Below are 24,996 nucleotides of genomic sequence, written 5' to 3' on the forward strand. Positions count from 1 at the left end.
CGCCAGTGGCGTCCCCTTTTTTGTGCGTTCAGCGTTTACTTGCGGTTCAACATCACCGGCAACTGCGCGACCAGTTTGGCGTTGTTCAACGGCGCCCGAATGAACCCGCGCTGTGTCCCGTCCGGCCCGATCACCGCAAGGTTTCCGCTGTGATCAACGGTGTAGTTCGGCTTGCTGGTGTCCGCCGGAATGAACGGAATACTCACCGCGTTCGCTACCTTTTGCAGCTCCTCGATCGACTTCGGCGTCAGGCCGATGAACTGCGGATCGAAGTAGCCCAGGTACTGCTTCAACTGCGCAGGGTTGTCGCGGTTCGGGTCGACGCTGACCAGCACGATCTGCAACTTGTCCACAGCGTCCTTCGGCAGTTCGCTCTTGATCTGGCGCAGCTGGGCGAGGGTGGTCGGGCAGATGTCCGGGCAGAAGGTGTAGCCGAAGAACAGCAGGCTCCACTTGCCCTTGAGCTCGTTGACCGTGACCGGTTGGCCGTCCTGATTGGTCATCGTCACGTCCGGCAGGTTGCGGCTTTGCGGCAGCAGGATGATGCCGGCGTCGATCAGCGCAGTCGGGTCGCCCTGGCCCTTGCCGCTCAGCACTTTGTTGACGGTCAGGCCGAGGATCAGCGCGATCACGGCCACGAGGATGAAGACGGTTTTCTGGGTTCGAGTCATAGGTTCAACAGTAAGTAGTGGTCTACGAGCAGGGCGATGAACAGCAGAAACAAGTACCAGATAGAGTACTTGAAGGTGTTGATCGCCGCGTGCGGCCGAGTGCCACGGTACAGCACCACGGCCCATTGCAGAAACCTCGCGCCCAGGCCGAGGGCGCAGATCAGGTACAGCGCGCCGCTCATGTGGATCACATACGGCAACAGGCTGACTGCCAGCAGGGCGAAGGTGTACAGCAGAATGTGCACCTTGGTGTAGTGCTCGCCGTGGGTGACCGGCAGCATCGGAATGTCGGCCTTGGCGTATTCCTCCTTGCGGTGGATCGCCAGCGCCCAGAAGTGCGGCGGGGTCCAGGCAAAAATGATCAGCACCAGTAGCAACGGTTCGGCGCTGACGTGGCCGGTGGCGGCGGTCCAACCGAGCAGCGGCGGGGCGGCGCCGGCGAGGCCGCCGATGACGATGTTCTGCGGTGTCGCGCGTTTGAGGAATCCGGTGTAGATCACCGCGTAGCCGAGCAGCGAGGCCAGGGTCAGCCACGCGGTCAGCGGATTGGTGAAGGTCAGCAGCAAGGCTTGGCCGAGCAGCGCCAGCACCAGTGCAAAGGTCAGCGCTGCCGTGGGCGAGACCCGGCCCTCGGCCAGCGGCCGTTTGTGGGTGCGCGCCATGACGGCGTCGATGCGCCGGTCCACCACGTGATTGACCGCCGCCGCGCCACCGGCACACAGCGCGATCCCTAGGTTGCCGAACACCAGCACCGTCCACGGCACGCCGGCGCGGGTCGCGAGGAACATGCCGACCAGCGAGGTGATGAGCATCAGCACCACGACTTTCGGTTTGGTCAGCTCCAGGTAATCTCGCCACAACGCCTGCGCGGGACGTTCGCCGATCAGAATCGCCATGGCGTCTCTCCTTTTATCGTGATGGGCGCCGCCGACTGTTTACGCGGGCTCAGGTGCCAGCGCGCAAGCATCGGTTGCTTGACCCGAACCAGACTGGTTCGCGCGTGATAGTTGACCAGCACCATGGTCAGCAGCAGGGCTGCGCCGCCGGCGTTGTGCGCCACGGCCACCGGCAGCGGCAGGTGAAACAGCACGTTGCTGATGCCGAGGGTGATCTGCACGCCGAGGGCGATCAGCACCAGCCCGGCCAGCCGCGTCATGCCCACGACTTTCAGTTGCCACGCCAGACCGAGCAGGACAATCGTCACCAGCAGGGCGCCGATGCGGTGGGTCAGGTGAATCGCCGTGCGCGCATCGCTGTCGAGTTGCCCGCCGAGGTAATTGGGGCCGATGTGTTGGGTCAGGTGAAAGCCGTTGGCGAAGTCCGCCGGCGGCAGCCATTGGCCGTGGCAGGTCGGGAAGTCGATGCAGGCCACTGCCGCATAGTTGGAACTGACCCAGCCGCCGAGGGCGATCTGGCCGATCACCAATAGCAATCCGGCGGTGGCCCAATATTGCAGGCGCTTGGGTACGGTCAGTGCCGGCAACACGCCGGACAGTCTCAATGTCAGCAGAAACAGCAGGCTCAAGGTCGCGAAGCCTCCAAGCAAATGCCCGGTCACCACTTGCGGCCAGAGCTTGAGCGTCACCGTCCACATGCCGAACGCGGCCTGGGCGAACACCACCGCCAGCAGAAACAGCGGCAGCTTCAGCGGTTGCCCCGGATGACGGCGGTTAACCCACGCCCGCCCGGCCAGAATCGAGATCAACATGCCGAGGGTGCCGGCGAAGTAACGGTGGATCATCTCGTTCCAGCCTTTGTGCGCCTCCACGGGCGAATCGGGGTAATGCAGTTCGGCATGGGCCAGTTGGGCTTCGCTTTTCGGCACGCTGATAAACCCGTAGCAGCCGGGCCAGTCCGGGCAGCCGAGACCGGCGTGAGTCAGGCGGGTGTAGGCGCCGAGCAGCACCACGATCAGTGCGAGCAGGGTGGCAAACAGCGCGAGGCGAAATCCAGGTTTGGCCATGACGATGCCCTTATCCGATGTTCGACAGTTTCAGCAGGTGGCGCAGGTCGTTGAGCAGATCCTTGCCCTTCACACTCGGGTCGTAGCGCAGCACGAGATTGCCGTGGGGATCGATGATCCACAGCTGTGGCGTGGTTTTGTCGCCGGTGGCTTTGCTGAACGCGGCGCTATCCAGTGGGTAACGTTGCAGCTGTGGATATTCGCGGCTCAGCTTGGCTTCGTAGTCGGCCGTCAGCGGTTGCGCGGCAGCGAGGGCATGGCTGGCGCGACCGGCATCGCGGCCGAGGCCGATCTGGATCTGCCGCGCCAGGTACACCAGTTGCTGGCAGTCCACCGCGCAGTCCTTCGGCGCGGTTACCAGCATCTGCCAGCGTTCTTCGTCAGCCGCTACGCCGAGGTCGGCACGGCTCTGGCCGTTGCCGATCAGTTCGCCGTGATAGCTGCGACCGTCCGGCACCCAGAATTGCAGCTTGTACATGCCGGTGGCGAGGATCATCGGGCCGATCACGCCGAGCAGGATCAGCAGCAGTTGAATGCGGCCGCGACGGCGACTGGCCGGGGCTTTTGCTTCAGACATGCTGGGTGGATTCATGGCCGCTCCCATGGTGTTTCTCCTTTGCGTTGTGCCAGCCGAGATAGAGGTAAAGACCGAACAGGGCGGTGGCCATGGCGAACCACTGCACGGCGTAACCGAAGTGTTTTTCCGGGCCCATGGCAACCACCGGCCAGTCGGCCTGATAGCTGGCGGGACCGGGTTCTGCGCGTAATTCATAGGCGAAGCCGTCGCGCTCGAGGGTTTTCCACCATTTGGCGGGTTCGACGGCGGTGACGGTTTGCGGCCAGGTGCTGCTGACCGGGTCGGCGTGCAACTGGAAGGTCGCGCCGGGGGCGACATACACCCAGGCGTCGACATTCACGGCATCGGCCGGTGTCTTGAATTGCGGGGTAACGCGCCGGTCCGGCCACGGCAGCCAGCCACGATTGACCAGCAGCCACAGGCCGGTGCGCTGATCCTGAAACGGTTGCAGCAGCTCGACGCCGACCTTGCCGTCACGTTGACGGTTGTCCAGCAGCAGGCTGTGGGCGGCATCGAACTGGCCGTGCAGATGCACCCGGCGAAAGGCCGGATCGGTGCTGTGCACCAGCTCGGTGCTGGCCATCGGTTCGGCGGCGCGGCGTTCGGCGTAGCTGGCGAGCAGGGCGGTTTTCTCCGCACCCCGGCCCAGCTGCCAGAAGCCCAGCGAAATCAGCAGCGGCAGCAGCAAGGCGACCACCAGCGTCGGCACGACGCCCGGCCGAAAGCGCTTCATGGCCGCGCCAGAAAAGCAGTGAATGCGACCGCTATACTTGATTGCATCGCCTGTACCCCCGGAGTCTTCCCATGCTCAAAGCAGCTATCGTCCTGATGCTGATTGCCACGGTGATCAGCCTGTTCAGCGGCCTGTTTTTCCTGGTCAAGGACGACAGCAGCTCGAATCGCCTGGTCATCGCCTTGAGTGTTCGGGTGGCATTGGCCGCTTGCACCGTCGGCTTGATTGCCTGGGGTTTCTACAGCGGCCAACTGGTGTCGCACGCGCCTTGGTAGCTGTGTCCGATCCTCAGAGCACGTAAACGAAGATGAACAAGCCGATCCACACCACATCGACGAAGTGCCAGTACCAGCTCGCGGCTTCGAAGCCGAACTGGTGCTCGTTGTCGAAGTGGCCGCGCATGATCCGCATCAGCATCACGAACAGAATGATCGTGCCGATGGTCACGTGGGCGCCGTGGAACCCGGTGAGCATGAAGAACGTTGCGCCGTAGATGCCGGAACCGAGGGTCAGGCCCAGCTCGTGATAGGCGTGCATGTACTCCTCGGCCTGCAAGGCGAGGAAGCCGCAACCCAGCAGCACGGTGATCAACAGCCACAGCTTCAGCGCACCGCGATGACCTTTCTTCAAGGCATGGTGGGCGATGGTGATGGTCACGCTGGAGCTCACCAGCAGGATGGTGTTGATCAGCGGCAGGCCCCACGGGCTGATGACTTCCTTGGGCGGCGGGAACAGTTTCGGATCCGGCGTGTGCAATAGCGGCCAGGTGAACTGGAAGTTCGGCCAGAGCATGTGGGCGATGCCTTTGGTGCCTTCGCCGCCCAGCGCCGGACCGGAAATGTGCCGCACATAGAACAGCGCGCCGAAGAAGGCGATGAAGAACATCACCTCGGAGAAGATGAACCAGCTCATGCCCCAGCGGAACGAGCGGTCCAGCTGCGGGCTGTACAACCCCGCCCGGCTTTCCTTGATCACTGTGCCGAACCAGCCGAACAGCATGTACGCCAGCAACAGGCCACCGACGAAAAAGATCAGCGGGCCGTGGGATTCAGGGCGCGCTGCCTTCAGATCGTTGAACCAGGTCGCCAGGCCGTACACCGTGGTGACCATGCCGATGGTCGCGACGATCGGCCATTTGCTCTGGGCCGGGACGTAATAGTGCTCATGAGTTGCCATTTATTGTTCTCCTTATCGGGCACGCTTAACCGCCAGTGTTTGCAGCCACCGGAGGATGTCGGGCGGTGATATCGAACAGCGTGTAGGACAGCGTCAGGTGCTTCACGTCCTTGGGCATGTCGCGGTCAACGATGAAACGCACCGGCATCTCGATCTGCTGACCGGGCTGCAGCACCTGCTGGGTAAAGCAAAAACATTCGGTCTTGTGGAAATACGCCGCCGCTTCGCTCGGGGCGATGCTCGGTACGGCCTGGGCGCTCATCGGTTTGTCGGTGGGATTGCGCGCGATGAAAATCATCTCGTTGACCGCGCCGGGGTTGGCCGTCAGTTCGTCATGCTTGGGATAGAAATCCCAAGGCATGTCGACATTGTTGGTCGACAGGAACTGCACCCGCACCTGCCGGGACTTGTCCACAACCTGTTCGCCTTCGTACTGCCCGGCGGTCTTGCCATTGATGCCGAACGCCTTGCACATCACGTCGTAGATCGGCACCAGGGCAAAACCGAAGACAAACATCGCCACCACCACGCCGAGCAGTCGGGTCACCAGTTTCTTCAGCGATATCGAGTCAGCCATGGCGGCGGCCCTCAAGGGCTACGGGTTTCATTTCACTTCCGGCGGCGTGGTGAAGGTGTGATACGGCGCCGGCGACGGCACGCTCCACTCCAGGCCTTCGGCGCCATCCCACGGTTTGGCCGGTGCCGGCTCGCCGCCGCGGATGGTCTTGATCACGATGAACAGGAAGAAAATCTGCGTGGCGCCGAACATGAACGCGCCGATCGACGAGACCATGTTGAAGTCGGCGAACTGCAGGTTGTAGTCCGGAATCCGCCGTGGCATCCCCGCCAGTCCCACGAAGTGCATCGGGAAGAAGGTCATGTTCATGCCGACGAAGGACAGCCAGAAGTGCAGCTTGCCCAGGGTCTCGTCGTACATGTGACCGGTCCACTTCGGCAGCCAGTAATAAGCCGAGGCGAAGATCCCGAAGATCGCCCCCGGCACCAGCACGTAATGGAAGTGCGCGACCACGAAGTAGGTGTCCTGGTACTGGAAGTCCGCCGGGGCGATGGCCAGCATCAGCCCGGAGAAACCGCCGATGGAGAACAGGATCACGAACGCCACGGCAAACAGCATCGGCGTCTCGAAGGTCAGCGAGCCTTGCCACATGGTGCTGGCCCAGTTGAACACCTTCACCCCGGTCGGCACTGCGATGAGCATCGTCGCGTACATGAAGAACAGCTCGCCCACCAGCGGAATGCCCACCACGAACATGTGGTGCGCCCAGACGATGAACGACAGGAACGCGATGCTCGCCGTGGCGTAGACCATCGAGGTGTAGCCGAACAGCGGCTTGCGCGAGAAGGTCGGGATGATCTGGCTGACGGCGCCGAAGGCCGGCAGGATCATGATGTACACCTCGGGGTGGCCGAAGAACCAGAACACGTGCTGGAACAGCACCGGGTCACCGCCACCGGCGGCACTGAAGAAACTGGTGCCGAAGTGGATGTCCATCAGCATCATCGTCACGCACCCGGCCAGTACCGGCATCACCGCGATCAGCAGGAACGCGGTGATCAGCCAGGTCCAGACGAACAGCGGCATTTTCATCAGCGTCATGCCGGGGGCGCGCAGGTTGAGGATGGTGGCGATCACGTTGATCGCGCCCATGATCGAACTGATCCCCATCAAGTGGATGGCGAAGATAAAGTAGGTCACGCTTTCCGGTGCATACGTCGTGGACAGCGGTGCATAGAACGTCCAGCCGAAGTTCGGCCCGCCACCGGCGGTGAACAGGGTCGAGACCAGCAGTAGGAAGGCCGCCGGCAGCAGCCAGAAGCTGAAGTTGTTCATCCGTGGCAGCGCCATGTCCGGTGCGCCGATCATCAACGGGATCATCCAGTTGGCGAGGCCGACGAACGCCGGCATCACCGCACCGAAGACCATCACCAGCCCGTGCATGGTGGTCATCTGGTTGAAGAACGCAGGCTCGACGATCTGCAGACCGGGCTGGAACAGCTCGGCACGGATCACCATGGCGAACGAGCCGCCGAGCAGGAACATGCAGAACGCGAACCACAGGTACAACGTGCCGATGTCCTTGTGGTTGGTGGTCAGCACCCAGCGCATCAGGCCTTTGGCGGGGCCGTGGGCGTGGTCGGCATGACCGTGGTCATCGATGACAGCGCTCATGGCCGGTCTCCTTCAAGTGAGTGGACTGGGCAGGCCGGGGCGCCTTGCCCCGGCCGGTTCACGAAGTACGCAATAGACCGGCTCATTTGCTTTCCGCCTGTTTCAGCTCCAGCACTTCTTTTGGCGTGACCATGTCGCCCTTGTTGTTGCCCCAGGCGTTACGTTCGTAGGTCACGACCGCTGCGATATCGACTTCCGAGAGTTGCTTGCCGAACGCCGCCATGGCGGTGCCCGGTTTGCCGAAGTACACGCGGTGCAGGTGATCGGCTTTCGGCCCGGTGGCAATCGGCGAGCCCTTGAGCGCCGGGAACATCGGCGGCAGGCCCTGGCCTTCGGCCTGGTGACAGGCTACGCAGGTGGTGTGGTAGATCTTGTCGCCGCGCTCCTTGAGCTCGTCGAGGGTCCATTCCTTGCTCGTCAGCTCTTTGAGCTGGGCAGCCTCGGCCTTGCGATCGGCGAGCCATTTTTCATAGTCCGCTTTCTCTTTGACCTCGACCACGATCGGCATGAAGCCGTGATCCTTGCCGCACAGCTCGGCGCACTGGCCACGGTAGAGGCCGGGCTTGTCGATGCGCGTCCAGGCTTCATTGACGAACCCGGGGATCGCATCGCGCTTGACCGCGAAGGCCGGCACCCACCAGGAGTGGATCACGTCGGCAGAGGTGACGAGGAAACGCACCTTGGCCCCGGTCGGCAGCACCAGCGGCTTGTCGACCTCGAGCAGGTAGTGCTCGCCCTTGGCTTCCTTGTTGTGAATCTGTTCGGCGGGGGTGGCCAGGTTGCTGAAGAACTCGACGTCCTGGCCCAGGTATTTGTAGTGCCACTTCCACTGATAGCCGGTGATCTGGATATCGATATCCGGCTCACTGGTGTCGTACATGCGGATCAGGGTGGCGGTCGCCGGCACCGCCATCGCCACCAGGATCAGCAGCGGGACGACGGTCCAGAGAATCTCGACGGTGGTGCTTTCGTGGAATTTTGCGGCGACCTGCCCGGTAGAACGGCGGTGCACCATCATCGACCAGAACATGGCGCCGAAGACGATGATCCCGATCACCACACAGATCCAGAAAATGGTCATGTGCAGGTCGAATACTGCGTGACTGATTTCAGTCGCTCCAGGCGCCATATTCACAGTCCAGGCAGCGTGCACCGGGCTGAAAATCGACCACAACAGGAGGCCCATCCAGACGTGTGGATGTCGCATCATTGCGGGTTCCCCTTATCGTTCTTGTTATCCCGCCGGCTTTCGCCTGCGGCAAGGGAGCGGCTGCATCAGACTACGAACTTGAATCGCCGGGCCTTGCTGCGGGTGCAGTCGGGCGTCATCAGCTAACTCCATTCAATGGCGAGTATAGACAGCGGCTGAAAAATGCAATGCGCGGACGTCAACCGAGTGAAACAGCTGGCACTTGCGTTCCGGGGCACGAATGGAGAAGGATGCAGACGAGTGGTGGCAAACCGATATAACGCAGGTGTATCAAGGATGAAATAATTATGACAAATGCGTCTTAGCATTTTTCGTAAGCCAGCTAAGTTATGTCTTCCCTATTTCATTGCCTTGTTTCCTGGAGTTTTCATGAACACCGCCGCATTGCGCGAGCAGATCCACATAGCCCGACAACACGAGATTGAAACCGGAAAGCTGACCCGTCAGCTGGAAGCCCAACTGCAACACCTGCACCCGGCGATCCAGTTGCCGGAAACCGACGCCAATGGCGTGCTGACGCGTTTTGTCGCCGCCTACATCGACGAAGTGCCAGACCTGCTGGATGCAGCCAATGAAGTCGCCAGGGAAGCGGGAATCGAGTCACAGATCAAACCGGTGCTGAAAATCGCCGAACAGTACTTTCTCCAGCCGCCGGTCGGCCTGGACAGTCTGCTGGACGAAGCCTACCTGGCGCACCGCTTTGTCGAAGAGGTCAACGACCTGTACATCAAGCATTTCGGCCAGCCACTGATCCCCTTGGACATGACGGTCGCCAATCTGATTGCTCACCAGTTGCTCGGTGAGGAATTTGCCAATCAACTCGACGAAGTGGTGCACCACGCGGTGGACAGCATGCTCGACGACGACAGCTTTGCGCTGGAGTCGGTGGAAGCCTACCGCGAGAAACTCAGCAGCCCGGACACTGGCGCGGCGTGGAAGCGCTGGCCGTGCATGAGTCGCCGTCTGGGCGTGGGCCTGGAACTGGATCAGCCTGCGGCTTGATCTCTGCGCAAACGATTGGGGGAACAGATTGCTCTGTTCCCCCAAATGTTTTCAGCCTGCCGCACCGATCCCGGTGGTGGTACGGATTCGTCCTTCAAGCCGTCGCTTCAATCCCCGCGACTCGATCAACAGCTTCGAACCCTTGGCCGCATTGGCCCGGCCCCACTCTTCCAGCAATTCCAGACACGAATGGTCGATGTAGCTCAGGTTGTTGAGCGGCACGTGCACCGTCGTGCCCGCAGGAATGCTGCCCAGCACCTGAGTCAGCGCAGGCACCTTGAGAAACGTCGCCGCGCCCACCAGACGCAACTCCATTTCCCCGTCCTGCGGCAGATCGATCAGGCTGATCTTCAGCCGCGAAGCCTTGAACGCCAGTTTCACCAGGGTCAAACCGAAACCGATCAGCACGCCGGTCAACAGGTCGGTGAAGATGATCGCCAGCGCCGTAGCGGCGTAGGTGAACATCGGCATCCGGCCATACCGCCCCAGACCGCGAAAGGCTTTCAGATCCACCAGTTTGAAACCGGTGTAGACCAGCACCCCGGCCAGGCTCGCCACCGGAATGCTTTGCAGCACACTCGACAGCAACAACACGAAGGCCAACAGCCACAGGCCATGGAAAATCGTCGAGTAGCGTGTGGTGGCGCCGGCCTGGACGTTGGCCGAGCTGCGCACGATCACCCCGGTCATCGGCAGCGCGCCGACCAGCCCGCAGAGCATGTTGCCGACCCCTTGTGCCGACAGTTCGCGGTCGAAGTCCGAGCGCGGGCCGCTGTGCATGCGATCCACCGCGGCGGCGGAGAGCAGGGTTTCGGCGCTGGCGATGAAGGCCACGGCAAACGCGGCAATCAGCAGGGTCGGATCGGCCAGGCTCAGCAGATCCGCCGGTTTCAGCCAGTCGATGGCTTCTGCCAGGTTCGCCGGTACTTCAACCCGCTTCACTTGCAGCGCCAGCAACAGACTGGCGCCTGTCGCCAGCCCTACACCGAGCAGCGCGCCGGGAATGAAACGCAGTGAATGCGGACGGCATTTCTCCCACAGCCACATCACGGCGATGGTCGACAGCCCGAGCAATCCGGCCTGCCAGCCAAACGACGGCAAGGCCTGGGCCACTGCGCCGGGGAATGCTGTCAGGTTGTCCAGGCCAGAAGGTTTCGGTGCGGCATCCAGCATCACATGCACTTGCGAGAGCACAATCAGCACGCCGATCCCGGCGAGCATCCCATAGACCACCGCTGGCGCCGTGACCCGAAACCAGCAACCGAGCTTCAGGCGCCCGGCCACCAGTTGCAGCAAACCCGCCAACAACAGAATCGGCCCGAGCATCTCGATACCATGCTGGCGCACCAGTTCGAACACCAACACCGCCAGACCCGCCGCCGGCCCGCTGACTTGCAACGGCGAACCCGCCAGCCAACCCACCACCAGCCCACCGATGATCCCGGTGATCAAACCTTTGGCCGGCGGCAGCCCCGAAGCAATCGCAATGCCCATGCACAGTGGCAGGGCGACCAGAAACACCACCACCGAAGCCAGCAGCTCCCGTGGCAACACCGCTTTCAATTGAGCTGCACGCATGATGACTCTCCCGAAGTTTTCTTCAGGCGTGGCGAAGCCTGGCCGCTGAAACAGCGACCGGCGTCAGACCACACGGATTTTTAGGAGGATTTAGAAGCGCGCTTTGGGCGTCGCCACCGGAATCGGATGGCTGCCATCGAGCGGCAGGAAGCGTCCCTGATCCGCGTCGTAAGCTTTGATTTCGCTGGTTTCGATGTTGTAGACCCAGCCATGGATGAACAGATGACCGTTCGCCATGCGCGAGGCTACCGAAGGATGGGTACGCAAGTGCTGCAGTTGGGCGATGACGTTTTCCTCGGTGAGGATCGGCATGCTTTCTTTTTCGTCGGTGCAGTTGCAGTTGTCATGCACCATGGTTTTCGCGACTTCGGCGTGGCGCAGCCAGGCTTTGACCGTCGGCATCTTTTCCAGACTGTCCGGATTGAGCACTGCGCGCATGGCGCCGCAATCGGAGTGGCCGCAAATGATGATGTGTTGCACGCCGAGCGCCAGTACCGCGTATTCGATGGCGGTGGAAACGCCACCGTTCATCTGGCCGTAGGGTGGAACGACGTTGCCGACGTTACGGGTCACGAACAGATCGCCGGGGGAGCTCTGGGTGATCAGTTCAGGAACGATGCGCGAGTCGGCGCAGGTGATGAACATCGCCCGTGGCGACTGGGCCGTGGCGAGTTTCTTGAAGAGTTCTTCCTGTTGCGGAAAGACCTCATGATGAAAATGCAAAAAGCCGTCAACGATATGTCGCAGCGCTGCATCGGCGGATTCCGCCCCAGGGACGGCTTGCGCCGACGCAGCCAACGGCTGTTTATCCTTGTCACTCATGATTCATCCTCTTTGGCGGATTCGGGGAGTCGTTCCCGTGTATTCCGGTATGAAGCCAGTGGCTGTTTAAAAACATCCGGGTCATCCCGACCCGTCAGTCACTCGATGAACAAGGTAACCGCCGAAACTTAACTCAAACTGAATCAAGCGCTCTAGAACGTGTGTTCCAGGTCACAAAAAACGTGACCAGCGTAACCGGGCAAGCAATTCCCTCCACTCAACCATAGGCCAATTGTCCCTAAATCAGCGCCATCTGGCGACCCGGCGGACAAAAGGCTGTGCAATCCAGATTGAAACCTTCGCGGTGATTGAGTCCCAGGCGTTTCAACGCCTTGGCGAAGCGCTGGGCGAGCAGGTCGGCGAACGGCCCTTCACCGCGCATCCGTGCGCCAAAACGGCTGTCGTACAGCTCGCCGCCACGACTCTGGCGGATCAGGCTCAGCACATGGGCGGCGCGCTGCGGGTAGTGCGCTTCAAGCCATTCCTCGAACAGTGGCGCCACTTCCAGCGGCAGGCGCAGCATCATGTAAGCGGCGCTCTGGGCACCGGCGGCGTGGGCTTCGGTCAGCAGGCTTTCGATTTCGCTGTCGTTGATCATCGGAATCATCGGCGAGCACAGTACGCCGACCGGGATACCCGCTTCGCGCATCACCCGGATCGCCCGCAACCGGGCCTTGGGCGCGGCGGCCCGGGGTTCGAGAATGCGTTTGAGCTCATCGTCCAGGGTGGTGAGGCTGATCATCACCGCCACCAGCCGTTGCTGCGCGAGTTCGGTGAGCAGATCGAGGTCACGCAGGATCAGCGAGCCCTTGGTGACGATGGTCACCGGGTGCCGATAGCGCAGTAATACTTCGAGGGTCTGGCGAGTGATTTTGTGTTCGCGTTCGATAGGCTGATACGGGTCGGTATTGGAACCCAGATTGATCGGCGCACATTGATAGCCTTTTTTCCCCAGCTGTTCTTCCAGCACCTGGGCGGCGTTGGTCTTGGCGATCAGTTTCGTTTCGAAATCCAGCCCCGGCGACATGTCCCAATAGGCATGACTCGGCCGCGCGTAGCAATAAATGCAGCCATGCTCGCAACCGCGATAGGGATTGATCGAGCGGTCGAAGGGCAGGTCCGGTGAGGTGTTGCGGGTGATGATGGTTTTAGCCGTCTCGAAGCTGACTTCGGTGCCCTGGGTCAGTGGTACTTCCTGATACCAGCCATCGTCCTCGGCCACCGAACGACTGGGCGCGAAGCGGTTGTGCGGATTGGTGGCGGTGCCGCGACCGCGCGGGGGAAGAGGGGTAGACATGGCAGTGCCTCGATACTGTGTGCATATACAGTATCGAGGCGCTGTCGATCTGACTAGTGCCGTTGGGCGAACGGTCAGTTGTGCTGTGTCACCTGGCCGAGGTCATCGGTCGAGGTGTGCTTCAAGTCTTCCTTGCGTAACTCCGCAACATCAGCTGCTTTGACCGGCGCGCCCTTGTTGCCCCAACTGCCTCGGATGAAGCTCACCACATCCGCCACTTCCTGATCCGACAGACGCCAGGCGAAGCCAGGCATGGTGAAGGTCGACGGCGCGGTGTGCGTCGCAGGCAGCGTGCCGCCCTTGAGCACGATGTGGATCAGCGACGTCGGGTCTTCCGATTGCAACACCGGGTTGCCCGCCAGCGCCGGGAACACCCGGGTGTAGCCGTGGCCGTCGGTGCGGTGGCACGCCGCGCAGTTGTCGATGTACACCGACGCGCCACGCTGACTGTCATCACCGTTCCATAAAGCCTTGGCGGCTTTCTCGTCGTACTGATGTGGCTGGTCGGCAGGATCATTGGCCGGCAGCGACTTCAGGTATCGGGCGATCGCGGTCAGGTCGGCGTCGGTCATGTACTGCATGCTGTGGGTGACCACGTCGCTCATACCGCCGAATACCGCGCTGCGGTCGCTGCGGCCGGTCTTGAGGAACTGCACCAGTTGCTCTTCGCTCCAGCTGCCGAGGCCATCCTTGTGGTCGCCGCGCAGGCTCTTGGCGATCCAGCCTTCCAGCGGCGCGCTGCCTGACAGAAAACTGCTGCCTTCGGCCGCGCTCAGGGATTTTTCCTGCATGGTCAGGGCCCGTGGCGTATGGCAGGCGCCGCAATGTCCGAGGCCTTCTACCAGATACGCCCCACGGCTGACGACGGCATCGTCCGACGCGGGTTTGTAGTCCTCGACCTTCGGCGCAAACAACCAGCGCCAGCCCATCAGCGGCCAGCGCATGCTCAATGGCCACGGGATGTCGCTGGCCTTGTTTTCCTGCGCCACCGGTTCAACACCGTGCATGAAGTAGGCGTAGAGCGCCTGCATGTCATCCTGACTGACACGGGCGTAGGACGGGTACGGCATCGCCGGGTACAAGGTACTACCGTTTTTGGCGACGCCATGACGCACAGCCTGGTCGAACTCCTCGAAGCTGTAGCCGCCCAGCCCGGTGTTGTCCGGGGTGATGTTGGTCGAATAGATCGTGCCGATCGGGGTTTCCATCGGCAGGCCACCGGCGAACGGCTTGCCGTCCTTAGCCGTGTGGCAGGCCACGCAGTCACCGGCACGGGCGAGGTATTCACCTTTTTTGATCAGGGATTGATCAACTTCGGCGCCGTAAAGGGATGCGCTGCCGAGCAGCGCCAGGGTCGCGATAACGAGAGTCTTCATGGTCATCGCTCCTTAAGCCTGAACCAGCGGGCCGGGGTTTTTCAGGTATTGCTCGCGGATCGCTTTCGCCGACCAGTAGGTCAGCGCGGCGACCAGCCCGGTCGGGTTGTAACCCAGGCCCTGCGGGAATGCCGAGGCGCCCGGGACGAACACGTTGTGCACGTCCCAGCTCTGCAAGTAGCGGTTCAGCGCGCTGGTCTTCGGATCGGTGCCCATGATCGCGCCACCGTTGAGGTGGGTGGTCTGGTACGACGCGGTGTTGAAGTGCTCGCCGACTTTCTTGCCAAGCACGGCAATGGCTTTCGGGCCCATGGCTTGCGCGACCTTGCCCATTTTTTCGACCATGAAACGGTTCATCTTGATGTCGTTTTCCTGCCAGTCGAAGGTCATCCGCAGCAGCGGCAGGCCGTAGGCATCGCGGTACACCGGGTCCAGATCGAGGTAGTTGCCACGGTAGGACTGATGCGCGCCGTGAGCGTCCATCGACACCTGGTGGGTGTAGTAATCGGCGGTCGCGCGTTTCCAGTCGCTGCCCCAGGCCGGGGTGCCCGGCGGGTTGGAGGTGCCGGCAATCGGACGGCTGCCGGCCTGGTTGACCCACATCGGCGAGCCCCCGACGAAACCGTGTGGCCCGTGGTCGAAGTTGTCGGCGTTGAAGTCGTCCAGCGCCACGCCGTTGCCGCCAGCGCCGATGAAGTTGTTGGTGTGGGTGTCCTTGTCGAAGAACGCCTTGATGGTCGCCATGTTCTGGTAGGCGAAGTTACGCCCGACCACACCTTCGCCACTGACCGGGTCGTACGGTTTGCCGATGCCGGAGAGCAGCATCAGGCGCACGTTGTGCAACTGGAACGCGCCGAGGATCACCAGATCCGCCGGTTGCTCGATCTCGCGACCCTGGCCGTCGATGTAGGTGACGCCGGTGGCTTTGGTTTTCGTGCTGTCGAGGTTGACCCGCAGGACGTGGGCGTTGGGCCGCAGTTCGAAATTCGGCAGCGGTTTCAGCGCCGGCAGAATATTCACGTTCGGCGACGCCTTGGAATACATGTAGCAAACGTAGCCGCTGCAGAAGCCGCAGAAGTTGCACGGGCCCATCTGCGCACCGTAAGGGTTGGTGTACGGCCCCGAAGTATTTGCGGAAGGCAGGTTGTAGGGTTTGTAACCGACCTCTGTGGCCGCTTTGCCGAACAGTTGTGCGGAAACCGTGTTCTTCTGCGCTTCCAGCGGAAACGGGTTCGAACGATCCGGCGCGTATGGGTTGCCGCCCTTGCCCTGGCCAACCAGTTGGCCTTTCACGGTCCAGGCCTGGCCGGAGGTGCCGAAGACTTTTTCGGCGAAATCGAAGAACGGTTCCAGTTCTTCATAGCTGACGCCGAAGTCCTGGATGGTCATGTCCTTGGGGATGAAGCTTTTGCCGTAACGCTCTTCGTAGTGGCTGCGCATGCGCAGTTCGATCGGATCGACACGAAAGTGCACGCCCGACCAATGCAGCCCGGCGCCGCCCACGCCATTGCCCGGCAGGAACGCGCCCAACTGGCGGTTCGGCAGGGCGATGTCATTGACGCTGTGACGGATGGTGACGGTCTCTTTGGAGATGTCCTGGAAGAGTTTTTTCCGCACGCTGTAGGTGAGTTCGTCGATCACCTGGGGATAGTTGCCGTCAGGATAGGTGTCCTGCATCGGGCCGCGCTCCAGCGCCAGCACGTTGAGACCGGCTTCGGTCAGCTCCTTGGCCATGATTGCGCCTGTCCAGCCGAAACCGACGATTACTGCGTCGACCTTCTTCATTACCGTTGCCATGCTCACGCCCTCTCGCCGCGAATCGAAACTGCCGGGAAGGGGTATTGCTCGTTGCGTTCCACCCAATCCATGAAATCGGCGCGGGCGCCGGGGAAGCCGATCATGGTCCAGCCGACCATGCCTTTATTGCCACCGTGGATCGGGTCGCAGAAGAACCCCTCCTTGGTGTTTTGCAGCAAAAGATTGAAGAAAATCTTCGCGGGAACAGCGTCGAATTGCGGTTTTCCGGCTTCAAGCTGCTTGAGCAGATCGTCTCGGGTAGCGCTGTCTTGCTCGGCAAATGTTTTGCCATTGAGGGATTTTGCCCACTGATCCGTGGCGGCGATGCCGAGGCGATAGATCTCTTTTGGCACCAGTTTGCTCTGCCAGCCCATCTCGGGCGCAGCGTCGGCATTGAACGGGCCTTGCATGTACCAGAGGGCACCGGCGGCGTACGGCGTGTTCATCTGGCGGTCGATATATTCCGGCACGCCAGCCTCGAGAGCGCCAGGGCCCTGGGCATCGTTGGGGATCAGTTGCGCGACGGCGGCATTGATGAATGCCCACTCTTCGGCGGTGAAGTAGTTCGGCTGATAGACGCCCGCGTCAGCGCCGGCCGGTTTTGCCGGTGCCGCAGCCGGTGCGCTTTCCGAGGCGGCTTGCAGCACGCTGCTACCGAGTCCGGTGCCGGCGAGGGTGACCACCGGGATCAGGGTCAGGGATTTGCGCAAAAACTCACGCCGCGGGTTGTCTCGATCTTGATCAGACATGGGGTGCACCTCATCAGGCATTGATGGTTATCAGCCGCTTCTGGGGACGGCTTTTGAGTGGTCGGTTGCGACGTGGCCGGAAATGACCCGGAAAATGGGGACGCGTCTGCAACATGATGTGACAAATGGTAGCAGCCTAACCAACCGGATGAATCGATTCAGCCGAAAAAAAGCCCGGATTTGCGACGAAGGATGTCCCTGGCTTCACGTTTCTTTGACAAACGCCTCACAGGGATTTGACTGGACAACCCTCAAGCTGCGGCCCTCACTGACGAATCCCACACGGTCACCACTCAGCATGTCCTTGAAGCGTTTTTCCTCTGCGATCTGTTTCTCGCTGCTTGCCCTGCTCGGCTCGATCCCGGCCCATGCCGCAGATGCGCCGGTTTCTCGTCCTCCGGAATGGGCGCAACCGGTCGAAGTGAAATACAACTTCTTTCAGATGTCGCCCACGCTTTATCGCAGTGCGCTGCCGGATGCCGGTGCCGTGCCGTTGCTGCAAAACCTGAAAGTGGCAACGGTCATCAACTTTCTGCCAGAGGCGGATTCGAGCTGGCTGAACGCTCCTGGCATCAATCAGGTGCAACTGCCGTATCGCACCAATCATGTCGATGACAGCGACGTGCTCAAGACCTTGCGCGCGATCCAGACCGCCGAAGCCAACGGCCCGGTGTTGATGCATTGCAAGCACGGCTCCGACCGCACCGGCCTGATGGCCGCGATGTACCGCATCGTGGTGCAGGGCTGGAGCAAGGAAGACGCCCTGAACGAAATGACCCAGGGCGGTTTCGGTGAAAGCGGTCACTTCAAGGACGGCGTTCGCTACGTCATGCAGGCTGATGTCGAGAAGCTGCGTACCGCGCTGGCCAACGGCGATTGCAGCACCAGTGCGTTCGCTACTTGCTCGATGAAGAGCTGGTTCCAGACCGTCAATCTGAAGTAACCCGCCGGATGATCGAACGGCCGGCACCCACGTCTTCACTGACCGGCCGGCCGACGAAAGCTTCCACTGCTTCCAGTAACGGGCGCCCGGCCCCGGGTGCAAAGAACGTTTCCCGGAACGCCCGGCCGGTCTGCGGCCTGAACACCCAGTCATGACTGAAGCGTTTGAACGCTTCTTGAGCCAGCACCCCTGACCAGACATAGGCGTAAACCGACGCGTCGTACTGGGTCACCATGTAATCGAAACCATTGGCGAACCGGTGATTGCCCGGTAGTTGCAGGTGAGCCATTGTCCTCTGCACGTCGGCGCAAACCGCTTCGACAGAACGCCCATCGCCGTGAGTCAGGTGCAGCTCGAAATCGATGATGGCGCCCATCAGCAACAAGGCTTTTTGCCGGCTGGCGTGGGCCTGGCTGGCCGTCAGGGCGGCGTCGACCCGTGAGGCACTCAGGCGCTCGCCGGTCTGGAAATGCGCGCCGAGCCACAGCACAAACTCCCGCGACTGACACCACTGCTCGAACAATTGCCCGGAAAACTCCGCCGCCTCATGGCCCAGTTGCAGGATGCCGGACAGGGTGTAATGAGGTGAACGCGTCAGTACGTGCTGAAGGCAGTGGCCAAACTCATGAAAAAGTACCTGCAGGTCGTCGAGTTCGAGACGGCACGGATGGCTGTCAGTGGCCGGAGTGAAATTGCTGTAGAGCACAGCAATGGGGAGCGCCGGGCGCCCTTCGGCATTGATCCGGCGGTTGCGCAGCGTGGAGGTGCCGGCGAAATCCGCAGCGTTGTCGCGGTGAAACGGGTCGAGGTAGATGTAGCCGATGATCTGCTCGTGCTCGCTGATTTCCAGCAGCCGTACATCGTCATGCCAGTGCCTGCCGCCGATTTGCTCGACGATGCGGATCCCGAACATGCGCTCACAGAACAGACAGAGCCGGCGCAGGGTGCCCTCGAGCGGGAAGTACTCACGCAGGTCGTCCAGCGCACCGGGAAACTGCTGCTGGCGCCATTGTTCGGCGAGAAAGTCTTCATCCCAAGGTTGAATCCGGTCGATTCCGCGTTGCAACGCAAAGGCGGCCAGTTGTATGGCGTCCTGCTCGAGAGCCGGCGCCAACTGCGCAACCTGGCGCTGGAGAAAATCACTGACCCACGCTGTCGTCCCGGACATGGTTTTTGCCAGCGTCAGTTGCGCGGCGTTTTCGTGGCCAAGTAAACGGGCTTTCTGTTGGCGCAAGGCAAGCAACGCCGTCAGTACCGGGCCGTTATCGAAGCGGCCGGCCAACGGCCCCTGATCGGAGGCGCGGGTCGCGTAGGCCACACAGCATTCTTCCCGCAAGGCACGGTTCTCGGCGTACTTGAGGATGTGATTGCAGGTGTTCTGATCCAGACGGATCAGCCAGCCGTCATGGCCGGCCTCGCGTGCGGCGCGCGCCAGGCGATCCCTCATCGCCGGTGACAGGCCCGCGAGCAGTGCAACGTCGTCGATACGTTTGCTCCAGGTCTCGGTCCAGCGTTCGAGGTGGGTCAAAAACACGGATTCCAGGCCGCCGATCTCAAGGTTCAACCGGGCCAGTTCCTGCTGTTGCTCAGTGGGAAGCTCGATGCCCGACTGCCTGAATTTGCGCAGTATCCGCGCCAGCACGATCTTGCGTGACTCATCGAAGTTGGCCGCGATCGAACTCCGCGCCAAACGCTGGTAGGCCTCGTACAGCGGGCGATTGCAGGATTTTTCGGAACGATACTGATTGATCGCCAGATGCGCCTTGGCGCTTTCCACGAGCCACGTGGCATCGTCGGACCTGACCATCGACAACGTTTCGAGAATCGAGCGGACTTCATTGAGACGGGCATCCGCTTCATCGATGCTCAGCACCAGATCATCCCAGCCGGGGTGCTCGGCCTGACTGGCGATCACTTGCGCAATGATTTGTCGGTTGTCGGCAATGATGCTGTTGATCGCCGGCAGCAGATGCTCGGCGCGAATATCCGGCCAGGGTGGCAGGGTCCAGTGTTGCAGGAGGGGATTGGAGTCAGGCATGGCAGCTTCCTTCGAGGCATGGCGGAAACGGCCAGCCTACGAAGCAAGTGCAGAGGACGGGTGTTAAGCCAATACCACCTTCCACCGGGATTCGGCAGAAGGTGGTTCTGGATCAGTGTTGCTCGTCGGGCTTTTTCTTCAGTTTCGGATTCGGGAAGAACTGCACCGCCTGAACCGTTTTGTCCGGGGCAGGCTTGAGCGCGCTGGTGTTGACCCGCGTGCCCAGCTCTTTTGGAACCGACAACCCTTGTGCGTTCAGCGTATCGCTGTAGCCGCACGCCACGCATTCGCGGTGCGGGACATCGTCCTCGCTCCACATCATCAGCTTGTCCGGCTCGCTGCACGCCGGGCAGACGGCCCCGGCGATAAAGCGTTTTTTGGTTTTCACAGGTGCCTCACTCATGCTGCCGCGTCCTCACTCAGGCCGCTGTGGCGCAAGAGTGCGTCAATCGATGGCTCACGGCCACGGAAGTCGACGAACAGCACCATCGGCTCCTGCGAGCCGCCGCGGGCCAGGATCGCCTCGCGGAAGGCGCGACCGGTATCGGCATTGAGCACGCCGTCTTCTTCGAACTTGGAGAAGGCATCTGCCGACAGCACTTCCGCCCATTTGTAGCTGTAGTAACCCGCTGCGTAACCGCCGGCGAAGATGTGCGCGAAGCTGTTCGGGAAGCGGTTGTAGGCCGGAGGGCGCATCACCGAGACTTCGTTGCGCACGCCTTCCAGCACCTGCGCGACGCTGCGACCGTCACCGTGGGTGGCGTGCAGTTCGAAGTCGAACAGCGAGAACTCCAGCTGACGCACCATCATCAGGCCGGACTGGAAGTTCTTCGCCGCGAGCATTTTTTCCAGCAGATCCTGCGGCAGCGGCTCGCCGGTTTCGTAGTGGCCGGAAATCAGCGCCAGGCCTTCCGGCTCCCAGCACCAGTTTTCCATGAACTGGCTTGGCAGCTCGACCGCATCCCACGCCACGCCGTTGATGCCCGATACGCCGGCATGCTCGACGCGGGTCAGCAGGTGATGCAGGCCGTGACCGAATTCGTGGAACAGGGTGGTCACTTCATCGTGGGTCAGCAGCGCAGGCTTGCCGCTGTCGGCCGGCGTGAAGTTGCACACAAGGTTGGCCACCGGGCTTTGCAGCACGCCGTCGAGGGTGCGGCGCCGGTCGCGGGCGCCGTCCATCCAGGCACCGCCGCGCTTGTTGGCGCGGGCGTAGAGGTCGAAGAAGAAGCGGCCGACGTGCTGGCCGTTTTCCTTGATCTCGAACAGGCGCACGTCCGGATGCCAGGTGTCGAAGCCTTTCAGTTCGGCGATCTCGATGCCGTACAGACGCTGAACGATGGCGAACAGGCCGCCCAGCACTTTATCGATCGGGAAGTAGGCGCGCAGGGTTTCCTGGGCGACGCTGTAGCGTTGTTCGCGGAGTTTTTCACCGTAGAAACCGCTGTCCCAGCTTTGCAGATCGGCGCAGCCCTGTTCGGCGGCGTAAGCCTTGAGCTGTTGCAGATCCTGGGCAGCGAACGGTTTGCTGCGCTTGGCCAGGTCGCGCAGGAAGCTCAGCACCTGGTCGCTGGATTCGGCCATTTTGGTCGCCAGGCTCAGCTCGGAGAAACTGGAGAAACCGAGCAGCTTTGCCAGCTCCTGACGCAGGTCGAGGATTTCGCCCATCACCGGGCCGTTGTCGTTCTGGCCGGCGTTCGGGCCTTGATCCGACGCACGGGTGCAGTAGGCGGCGTAGACTTCTTCGCGCAGCGCACGGTCCTGGGCGTAGGTCATCACCGCGTAGTAGCTCGGGAATTCCAGGGTGATCAGCCAGCCGTCGAGGCCTTTGGCCTGTGCCGCAGCAGCCATTTGCGCCTTGGCCGAATCGGTCAGGCCGGCGAGGGCGGCTTCATCGGTCAGGTGCTTGGTCCAGGCCTGAGTGGCGTCGAGCAACTGGTTGGAGAAGCGGCTGCCCAGCTCGGACAGCTTGCTCTGCACTTCGGCGTAGCGCTTCTGTTCGGCTTCCGGCAGGTCGATACCCGACAGGCGGAAATCGCGCAGGGCGTGTTCCAGAATGGTTTTTTGCGCCACGTCGAAACCGGCGGCTTCCGGGCTGTTGGCCAGGGCTTCATAGGCCTGGAACAGTTCGCGGTTCTGGCCCATCTCGGTGGAGTAGGCGCTCAGGGCCGGCAGGCACGACTCGTAGGCTTCACGCAGTTCGGCGCTGTTGCACACGGCATTGAGGTGGCTGACCGGGCTCCAGGCAGCGCCCAGGCGATCGTTGAGTTCGTCCATCGCCAGCACCAGCCCGGCCCAGGTCGGGTTCTGGCCCTGGGTCTTGAGGATTTCGGCAATGGCGGCGCGGTTGTCGGCCAGGATGGTTTCGATGGCCGGCTGCACGTGTTCGGCACGGATCGCGGAGAACGGCGGCAGGTCGTAGGACTGCAGAAGAGGGTTGTTCACGCTCACGGTTGGCACCTTGGCTGGAAGAAACATGCGCCCATCTTAATTACAATCGACACCCACCGCAGCTATCGGCGACAGAGAGAGAACTAATCGTGTCCCTTCGCAAGTACCAGAATCACACCCCACGCTTGAGCAAAGGCGCTTTTGTCGACGGCTCCGCGGTGGTGATCGGCGACGTCGAAATCGGCGAAGACAGCTCCGTGTGGCCGTTGACGGTGATCCGCGGCGACATGCACCGCATCCGTATCGGCGCACGCACCAGCGTGCAGGATGGCTGTGTGTTGCACATCACCCACGCCGGCCCGTTCAATCCGGACGGCTTTCCGCTGCTGATCGGTGACGACGTGACCATCGCCCACAAGGTCATGCTGCATGGCTGCACCGTCGGCAGCCGCGTGCTGATCGGCATGGGCAGCATCGTCATGGACGGCGCGGTGGTCGAGGATGACGTGATCATCGGCGCCGGCAGCCTGGTGCCACCGGGCAAGCGCCTGGAAAGCGGTTTCCTGTACGTCGGTAGCCCGGTGAAGCAGGTTCGCCCGCTGACCGACAAGGAAAACGCCTTTTTCACCTACAGCGCGGCGAACTACGTGAAGCTCAAGGACCTGCATCTGGCTGAAGGCTACGACCAGCTCTGACTTTTCTCTCTATTGCCCGGGATTTTTCATGCATTACCAGACCGTACTGTTCGACCTCGATGGCACCCTGACCGATCCGCGTGAGGGCATCACCCGCTCCATCCAGTTCGCCTTGAGCAAACTCGGTATCGATGAGCCGGACCTGACCAAACTGGAACACTTCATCGGCCCGCCGCTGTTGCAGGCGTTCATGCAGTTTTATGGTTTCGATGAAGCCAAGGCGTGGGAGGCGGTGAATTTCTATCGCGAGCGTTTCAAGGTTACCGGTCTGTACGAGAACCGGGTGTTCGAGGGCGTCACGCCATTGCTGGAAACCCTGAGTGGCCAAGGCCGGCAGCTGTATATCGCGACTTCAAAGCCGTGGGTGTTCGCCCGGGAAATCGCCCGGCACTTCGATTTCGCCAAACACTTCAAGGTGATCTATGGCAGCGAGCTGGACGGCACCCGCACCAACAAGGTCGAGCTGATTGCCCACCTGATCGCAGAAGAAGGGCTGGATCCGGCCAATACGCTGATGATCGGTGACCGCAAGCACGACCTGATCGGCGCCCGCAGCAACGGTCTGGATGCAGCGGCGGTGGGTTATGGTTTCGGCAGCCATGAAGAGCTGAGCGCCGAGGCGCCGGCTTATCACTTCGAAACCCTGGCCGAGTTGCATCAGGCGTTTTTGCAACGCTGATCGTCAATCGGAGCGAAGGGCGGCCAGCTCACGCAGGGCTGTCTTTCGCTTGTCAGCCGGCAATCCGCCCAGTTTCTCCACCTGTGCATAGAACTTCAGCCAATCCCCGCCCACCTGCCTGAACAAGGCTGCAAACGCCGGCACCCACTGGTCATACAGCCCGAACGGCAACAACCGCGCATTGTTCAGCGGTGCATTGACCCAGGCGTCGTAGCGTTTGTCTCCGGCCCACTGGCTGTCGCGCATCGCCCGATAATCCCGGCGAAACCGTTCGAACTCGGCGGCCTTGCGTTCGCGCATCTGTTCGACGGGCATCGGCTGGGCGTACAGCTTCTCCAGCCGGGTACGGGTATCGAGGATCAGTTGAATAAACTGATCCCGGCGTTTGAGCTGGGCATCGTTCTCTGGCGGCAAGCCGCGAAACGCCCGCCACTGCCGGGTGCCTTCCTGCTCGACAAAGGTCGCGTAGGACTCGTTGAACTCGGTGTCGTCCTTCACATAGAAACGTTGGTGGCCCAGCTCATGGAAGATCAGCGTGGCCAAGCGTTCGTCACCCCAACCCATCATCGAGTTGAGGATCGGGTCATTGAACCAGCCCAGGGTCGAATAGGCTTCGACACCGCCAATCGACACGTCCATACCTTGCAGGCGCTGAATCGCCGCCTCGCCCCGCGCCGCACTCTGGCTGTAGTAGCCGCGATAGGCCACGCAGCCGGCAATCGGGAAGCAATGGTTTTGTGGGCTCAGGGAAAACTCCGGGGTGGCGAACACGTTCCACACCACGTACGGGCGATGGATATCGGCGTACAGGCGATAGCTCTGGTTATCCGGCAGGTGCAGGTGTTGGCTGGCGAAGTCCCGGGCCTTCTGCGACTGGGCCAGGTGGGCACGCAGTGTGGCGTCCCGGCCCGGGTCGGCGATCACCTCGGCCACTGGCTCGCGAGCCCGCAGCAATTGCAGCTGACCACTGGCCAACTGACTGTAATAGCTGACGCTGGAACAACCGTTGAGCAGCAAAAGCAATGTGCTCGGAAACAAAACCCGCAAAACGCGATCAAGTAACCCAAGGCTTGGAAACGGCCTGATCACAATAAGAAATCCCCCGGAA

Annotated in this window: 24 protein-coding genes; 5 read left to right on the forward strand and 19 right to left on the reverse strand. The window is 61.6% G+C overall.

Translation table 11 applies throughout. The features are described from left to right. Window positions 1-35: 35 nt before the first annotated feature. Genes IF199_RS00335 through IF199_RS00355 form a run of 5 tightly spaced genes read right to left on the reverse strand, consistent with a single transcriptional unit; the run spans window position 36 to window position 3,944 of the window. Entirely contained in the window at window positions 36-671 is a 636-nt protein-coding gene (locus IF199_RS00335; protein ID WP_085733848.1) for an SCO family protein, read from the reverse strand. Further along, window positions 668-1,567, reverse strand: coding sequence for a heme o synthase (gene cyoE / locus IF199_RS00340; RefSeq protein WP_085733847.1), 900 nt, complete (start codon window positions 1,565-1,567; stop codon window positions 668-670). Before cyoE ends, IF199_RS00335 begins: the two co-directional genes overlap by 4 nt. Beyond that, window positions 1,555-2,634, reverse strand: a complete 1,080-nt coding sequence (locus IF199_RS00345) for a COX15/CtaA family protein (RefSeq protein ID WP_192559407.1) — start codon at window positions 2,632-2,634, stop codon at window positions 1,555-1,557. The genes cyoE and IF199_RS00345 overlap by 13 nt, the downstream gene beginning before the upstream one ends. A gap of 10 nt (window positions 2,635-2,644) precedes the next feature. Then, the gene (locus tag IF199_RS00350; protein ID WP_192559408.1) at window positions 2,645-3,238 is read right to left on the reverse strand and encodes a hypothetical protein; all 594 of its coding nucleotides are present in this window, start codon (window positions 3,236-3,238) and stop codon (window positions 2,645-2,647) included. After that, a complete protein-coding gene (locus IF199_RS00355; RefSeq protein WP_192559409.1) occupies window positions 3,204-3,944 on the reverse strand; it encodes an SURF1 family protein in 741 nt (246 codons plus the stop codon). Before IF199_RS00355 ends, IF199_RS00350 begins: the two co-directional genes overlap by 35 nt. A 71-nt stretch (window positions 3,945-4,015) precedes the next feature. On the opposite strand from IF199_RS00355, the gene IF199_RS00360 reads away from it, so the two are divergent. After that, window positions 4,016-4,219: a twin transmembrane helix small protein gene (locus IF199_RS00360; protein ID WP_065260656.1), complete on the forward strand. Its 204-nt coding sequence runs from the start codon at window positions 4,016-4,018 to the stop codon at window positions 4,217-4,219. Between the two features lie 13 nt (window positions 4,220-4,232). Here the strand turns inward: IF199_RS00360 and IF199_RS00365 are convergent, their stop codons facing one another. The 4 genes from IF199_RS00365 to coxB form a co-directional block, all read right to left on the reverse strand. Further along, a complete protein-coding gene (locus tag IF199_RS00365) occupies window positions 4,233-5,120 on the reverse strand; it encodes a cytochrome c oxidase subunit 3 (protein WP_085733844.1) in 888 nt (295 codons plus the stop codon). A gap of 25 nt (window positions 5,121-5,145) precedes the next feature. Further along, window positions 5,146-5,697: a cytochrome c oxidase assembly protein gene (locus IF199_RS00370; protein WP_085733843.1), complete on the reverse strand. Its 552-nt coding sequence runs from the start codon at window positions 5,695-5,697 to the stop codon at window positions 5,146-5,148. A gap of 27 nt (window positions 5,698-5,724) precedes the next feature. Beyond that, complete coding sequence (gene ctaD / locus IF199_RS00375) at window positions 5,725-7,311, reverse strand: cytochrome c oxidase subunit I (protein WP_102621155.1); 1,587 nt, start codon at window positions 7,309-7,311, stop codon at window positions 5,725-5,727. Between the two features lie 82 nt (window positions 7,312-7,393). Beyond that, entirely contained in the window at window positions 7,394-8,521 is a 1,128-nt protein-coding gene (coxB, locus tag IF199_RS00380) for a cytochrome c oxidase subunit II (RefSeq protein WP_102621154.1), read from the reverse strand. Between the two features lie 369 nt (window positions 8,522-8,890). Here coxB and IF199_RS00385 point away from each other — a divergent pair, with 369 nt between their 5' ends. Then, a complete protein-coding gene (locus tag IF199_RS00385; protein ID WP_096822440.1) occupies window positions 8,891-9,523 on the forward strand; it encodes a hypothetical protein in 633 nt (210 codons plus the stop codon). 51 nt (window positions 9,524-9,574) lie between these two features. Here IF199_RS00385 and IF199_RS00390 read toward each other — a convergent pair whose 3' ends face one another. The 6 genes from IF199_RS00390 to IF199_RS00415 form a co-directional block, all read right to left on the reverse strand. Next, complete coding sequence (locus tag IF199_RS00390; protein WP_192559410.1) at window positions 9,575-11,101, reverse strand: SulP family inorganic anion transporter; 1,527 nt, start codon at window positions 11,099-11,101, stop codon at window positions 9,575-9,577. A gap of 90 nt (window positions 11,102-11,191) precedes the next feature. Continuing rightward, the gene (locus tag IF199_RS00395; protein WP_096822442.1) at window positions 11,192-11,923 is read right to left on the reverse strand and encodes a carbonic anhydrase; all 732 of its coding nucleotides are present in this window, start codon (window positions 11,921-11,923) and stop codon (window positions 11,192-11,194) included. 238 nt (window positions 11,924-12,161) lie between these two features. Beyond that, on the reverse strand, window positions 12,162-13,220 hold the full coding sequence (locus IF199_RS00400; RefSeq protein ID WP_192559411.1) for a PA0069 family radical SAM protein: 1,059 nt from the start codon (window positions 13,218-13,220) through the stop codon (window positions 12,162-12,164). Between the two features lie 74 nt (window positions 13,221-13,294). Further along, window positions 13,295-14,596, reverse strand: coding sequence for a c-type cytochrome (locus tag IF199_RS00405; RefSeq protein WP_192559412.1), 1,302 nt, complete (start codon window positions 14,594-14,596; stop codon window positions 13,295-13,297). A 12-nt stretch (window positions 14,597-14,608) separates the two neighbouring features. Beyond that, window positions 14,609-16,393, reverse strand: a complete 1,785-nt coding sequence (locus IF199_RS00410; protein WP_096822445.1) for a GMC family oxidoreductase — start codon at window positions 16,391-16,393, stop codon at window positions 14,609-14,611. 2 nt (window positions 16,394-16,395) lie between these two features. Continuing rightward, the gene (locus IF199_RS00415; protein WP_192559413.1) at window positions 16,396-17,142 is read right to left on the reverse strand and encodes a gluconate 2-dehydrogenase subunit 3 family protein; all 747 of its coding nucleotides are present in this window, start codon (window positions 17,140-17,142) and stop codon (window positions 16,396-16,398) included. Between the two features lie 298 nt (window positions 17,143-17,440). On the opposite strand from IF199_RS00415, the gene IF199_RS00420 reads away from it, so the two are divergent. Next, window positions 17,441-18,085: a dual specificity protein phosphatase family protein gene (locus IF199_RS00420; protein WP_096822447.1), complete on the forward strand. Its 645-nt coding sequence runs from the start codon at window positions 17,441-17,443 to the stop codon at window positions 18,083-18,085. Here IF199_RS00420 and IF199_RS00425 read toward each other — a convergent pair. The 3 genes from IF199_RS00425 to prlC all read right to left on the reverse strand — a co-directional run bounded on the left by IF199_RS00425 (window position 18,072) and on the right by prlC (window position 22,601). Then, window positions 18,072-20,123: a M3 family metallopeptidase gene (locus IF199_RS00425; protein ID WP_192559414.1), complete on the reverse strand. Its 2,052-nt coding sequence runs from the start codon at window positions 20,121-20,123 to the stop codon at window positions 18,072-18,074. The genes IF199_RS00420 and IF199_RS00425 overlap by 14 nt on opposite strands. Window positions 20,124-20,235: 112 nt before the next feature. After that, window positions 20,236-20,526, reverse strand: a complete 291-nt coding sequence (locus IF199_RS00430) for a YheV family putative zinc ribbon protein (protein WP_007953955.1) — start codon at window positions 20,524-20,526, stop codon at window positions 20,236-20,238. Continuing rightward, on the reverse strand, window positions 20,523-22,601 hold the full coding sequence (prlC, locus tag IF199_RS00435) for an oligopeptidase A (protein ID WP_170929373.1): 2,079 nt from the start codon (window positions 22,599-22,601) through the stop codon (window positions 20,523-20,525). Before prlC ends, IF199_RS00430 begins: the two co-directional genes overlap by 4 nt. A 62-nt stretch (window positions 22,602-22,663) precedes the next feature. Here prlC and IF199_RS00440 point away from each other — a divergent pair, with 62 nt between their 5' ends. Together IF199_RS00440 and IF199_RS00445 are read left to right on the forward strand one after the other, a co-directional pair. Next, window positions 22,664-23,209, forward strand: coding sequence for a gamma carbonic anhydrase family protein (locus IF199_RS00440; protein ID WP_085647197.1), 546 nt, complete (start codon window positions 22,664-22,666; stop codon window positions 23,207-23,209). 28 nt (window positions 23,210-23,237) lie between these two features. Further along, window positions 23,238-23,888 (forward strand): HAD family hydrolase, encoded by a 651-nt coding sequence (locus tag IF199_RS00445; protein WP_096822449.1) that lies wholly within the window; start codon window positions 23,238-23,240, stop codon window positions 23,886-23,888. A gap of 3 nt (window positions 23,889-23,891) precedes the next feature. Here IF199_RS00445 and IF199_RS00450 read toward each other — a convergent pair whose 3' ends face one another. Beyond that, the gene (locus tag IF199_RS00450) at window positions 23,892-24,977 is read right to left on the reverse strand and encodes an aminopeptidase (protein WP_192559415.1); all 1,086 of its coding nucleotides are present in this window, start codon (window positions 24,975-24,977) and stop codon (window positions 23,892-23,894) included. Window positions 24,978-24,996: the final 19 nt, after the last annotated feature.

Origin of the sequence: Pseudomonas allokribbensis (genome assembly GCF_014863605.1) — a bacterium.
GTDB classification, from domain to species: domain Bacteria; phylum Pseudomonadota; class Gammaproteobacteria; order Pseudomonadales; family Pseudomonadaceae; genus Aquipseudomonas; species Aquipseudomonas allokribbensis.

Coding starts and splice junctions, on each gene's coding strand:
- IF199_RS00335 (WP_085733848.1), bottom strand. CDS start 671: ATGACTCGAACCCAGAAAACCGTCTTCATCCTCGTGGCCGTGATCGCG.
- cyoE (WP_085733847.1), bottom strand. CDS start 1,567: ATGGCGATTCTGATCGGCGAACGTCCCGCGCAGGCGTTGTGGCGAGAT.
- IF199_RS00345 (WP_192559407.1), bottom strand. CDS start 2,634: ATGGCCAAACCTGGATTTCGCCTCGCGCTGTTTGCCACCCTGCTCGCA.
- IF199_RS00350 (WP_192559408.1), bottom strand. CDS start 3,238: ATGGGAGCGGCCATGAATCCACCCAGCATGTCTGAAGCAAAAGCCCCG.
- IF199_RS00355 (WP_192559409.1), bottom strand. CDS start 3,944: ATGAAGCGCTTTCGGCCGGGCGTCGTGCCGACGCTGGTGGTCGCCTTG.
- IF199_RS00360 (WP_065260656.1), top strand. CDS start 4,016: ATGCTCAAAGCAGCTATCGTCCTGATGCTGATTGCCACGGTGATCAGC.
- IF199_RS00365 (WP_085733844.1), bottom strand. CDS start 5,120: ATGGCAACTCATGAGCACTATTACGTCCCGGCCCAGAGCAAATGGCCG.
- IF199_RS00370 (WP_085733843.1), bottom strand. CDS start 5,697: ATGGCTGACTCGATATCGCTGAAGAAACTGGTGACCCGACTGCTCGGC.
- ctaD (WP_102621155.1), bottom strand. CDS start 7,311: ATGAGCGCTGTCATCGATGACCACGGTCATGCCGACCACGCCCACGGC.
- coxB (WP_102621154.1), bottom strand. CDS start 8,521: ATGATGCGACATCCACACGTCTGGATGGGCCTCCTGTTGTGGTCGATT.
- IF199_RS00385 (WP_096822440.1), top strand. CDS start 8,891: ATGAACACCGCCGCATTGCGCGAGCAGATCCACATAGCCCGACAACAC.
- IF199_RS00390 (WP_192559410.1), bottom strand. CDS start 11,101: ATGCGTGCAGCTCAATTGAAAGCGGTGTTGCCACGGGAGCTGCTGGCT.
- IF199_RS00395 (WP_096822442.1), bottom strand. CDS start 11,923: ATGAGTGACAAGGATAAACAGCCGTTGGCTGCGTCGGCGCAAGCCGTC.
- IF199_RS00400 (WP_192559411.1), bottom strand. CDS start 13,220: ATGTCTACCCCTCTTCCCCCGCGCGGTCGCGGCACCGCCACCAATCCG.
- IF199_RS00405 (WP_192559412.1), bottom strand. CDS start 14,596: ATGAAGACTCTCGTTATCGCGACCCTGGCGCTGCTCGGCAGCGCATCC.
- IF199_RS00410 (WP_096822445.1), bottom strand. CDS start 16,393: ATGGCAACGGTAATGAAGAAGGTCGACGCAGTAATCGTCGGTTTCGGC.
- IF199_RS00415 (WP_192559413.1), bottom strand. CDS start 17,142: ATGTCTGATCAAGATCGAGACAACCCGCGGCGTGAGTTTTTGCGCAAA.
- IF199_RS00420 (WP_096822447.1), top strand. CDS start 17,441: ATGTCCTTGAAGCGTTTTTCCTCTGCGATCTGTTTCTCGCTGCTTGCC.
- IF199_RS00425 (WP_192559414.1), bottom strand. CDS start 20,123: ATGCCTGACTCCAATCCCCTCCTGCAACACTGGACCCTGCCACCCTGG.
- IF199_RS00430 (WP_007953955.1), bottom strand. CDS start 20,526: ATGAGTGAGGCACCTGTGAAAACCAAAAAACGCTTTATCGCCGGGGCC.
- prlC (WP_170929373.1), bottom strand. CDS start 22,601: ATGTTTCTTCCAGCCAAGGTGCCAACCGTGAGCGTGAACAACCCTCTT.
- IF199_RS00445 (WP_096822449.1), top strand. CDS start 23,238: ATGCATTACCAGACCGTACTGTTCGACCTCGATGGCACCCTGACCGAT.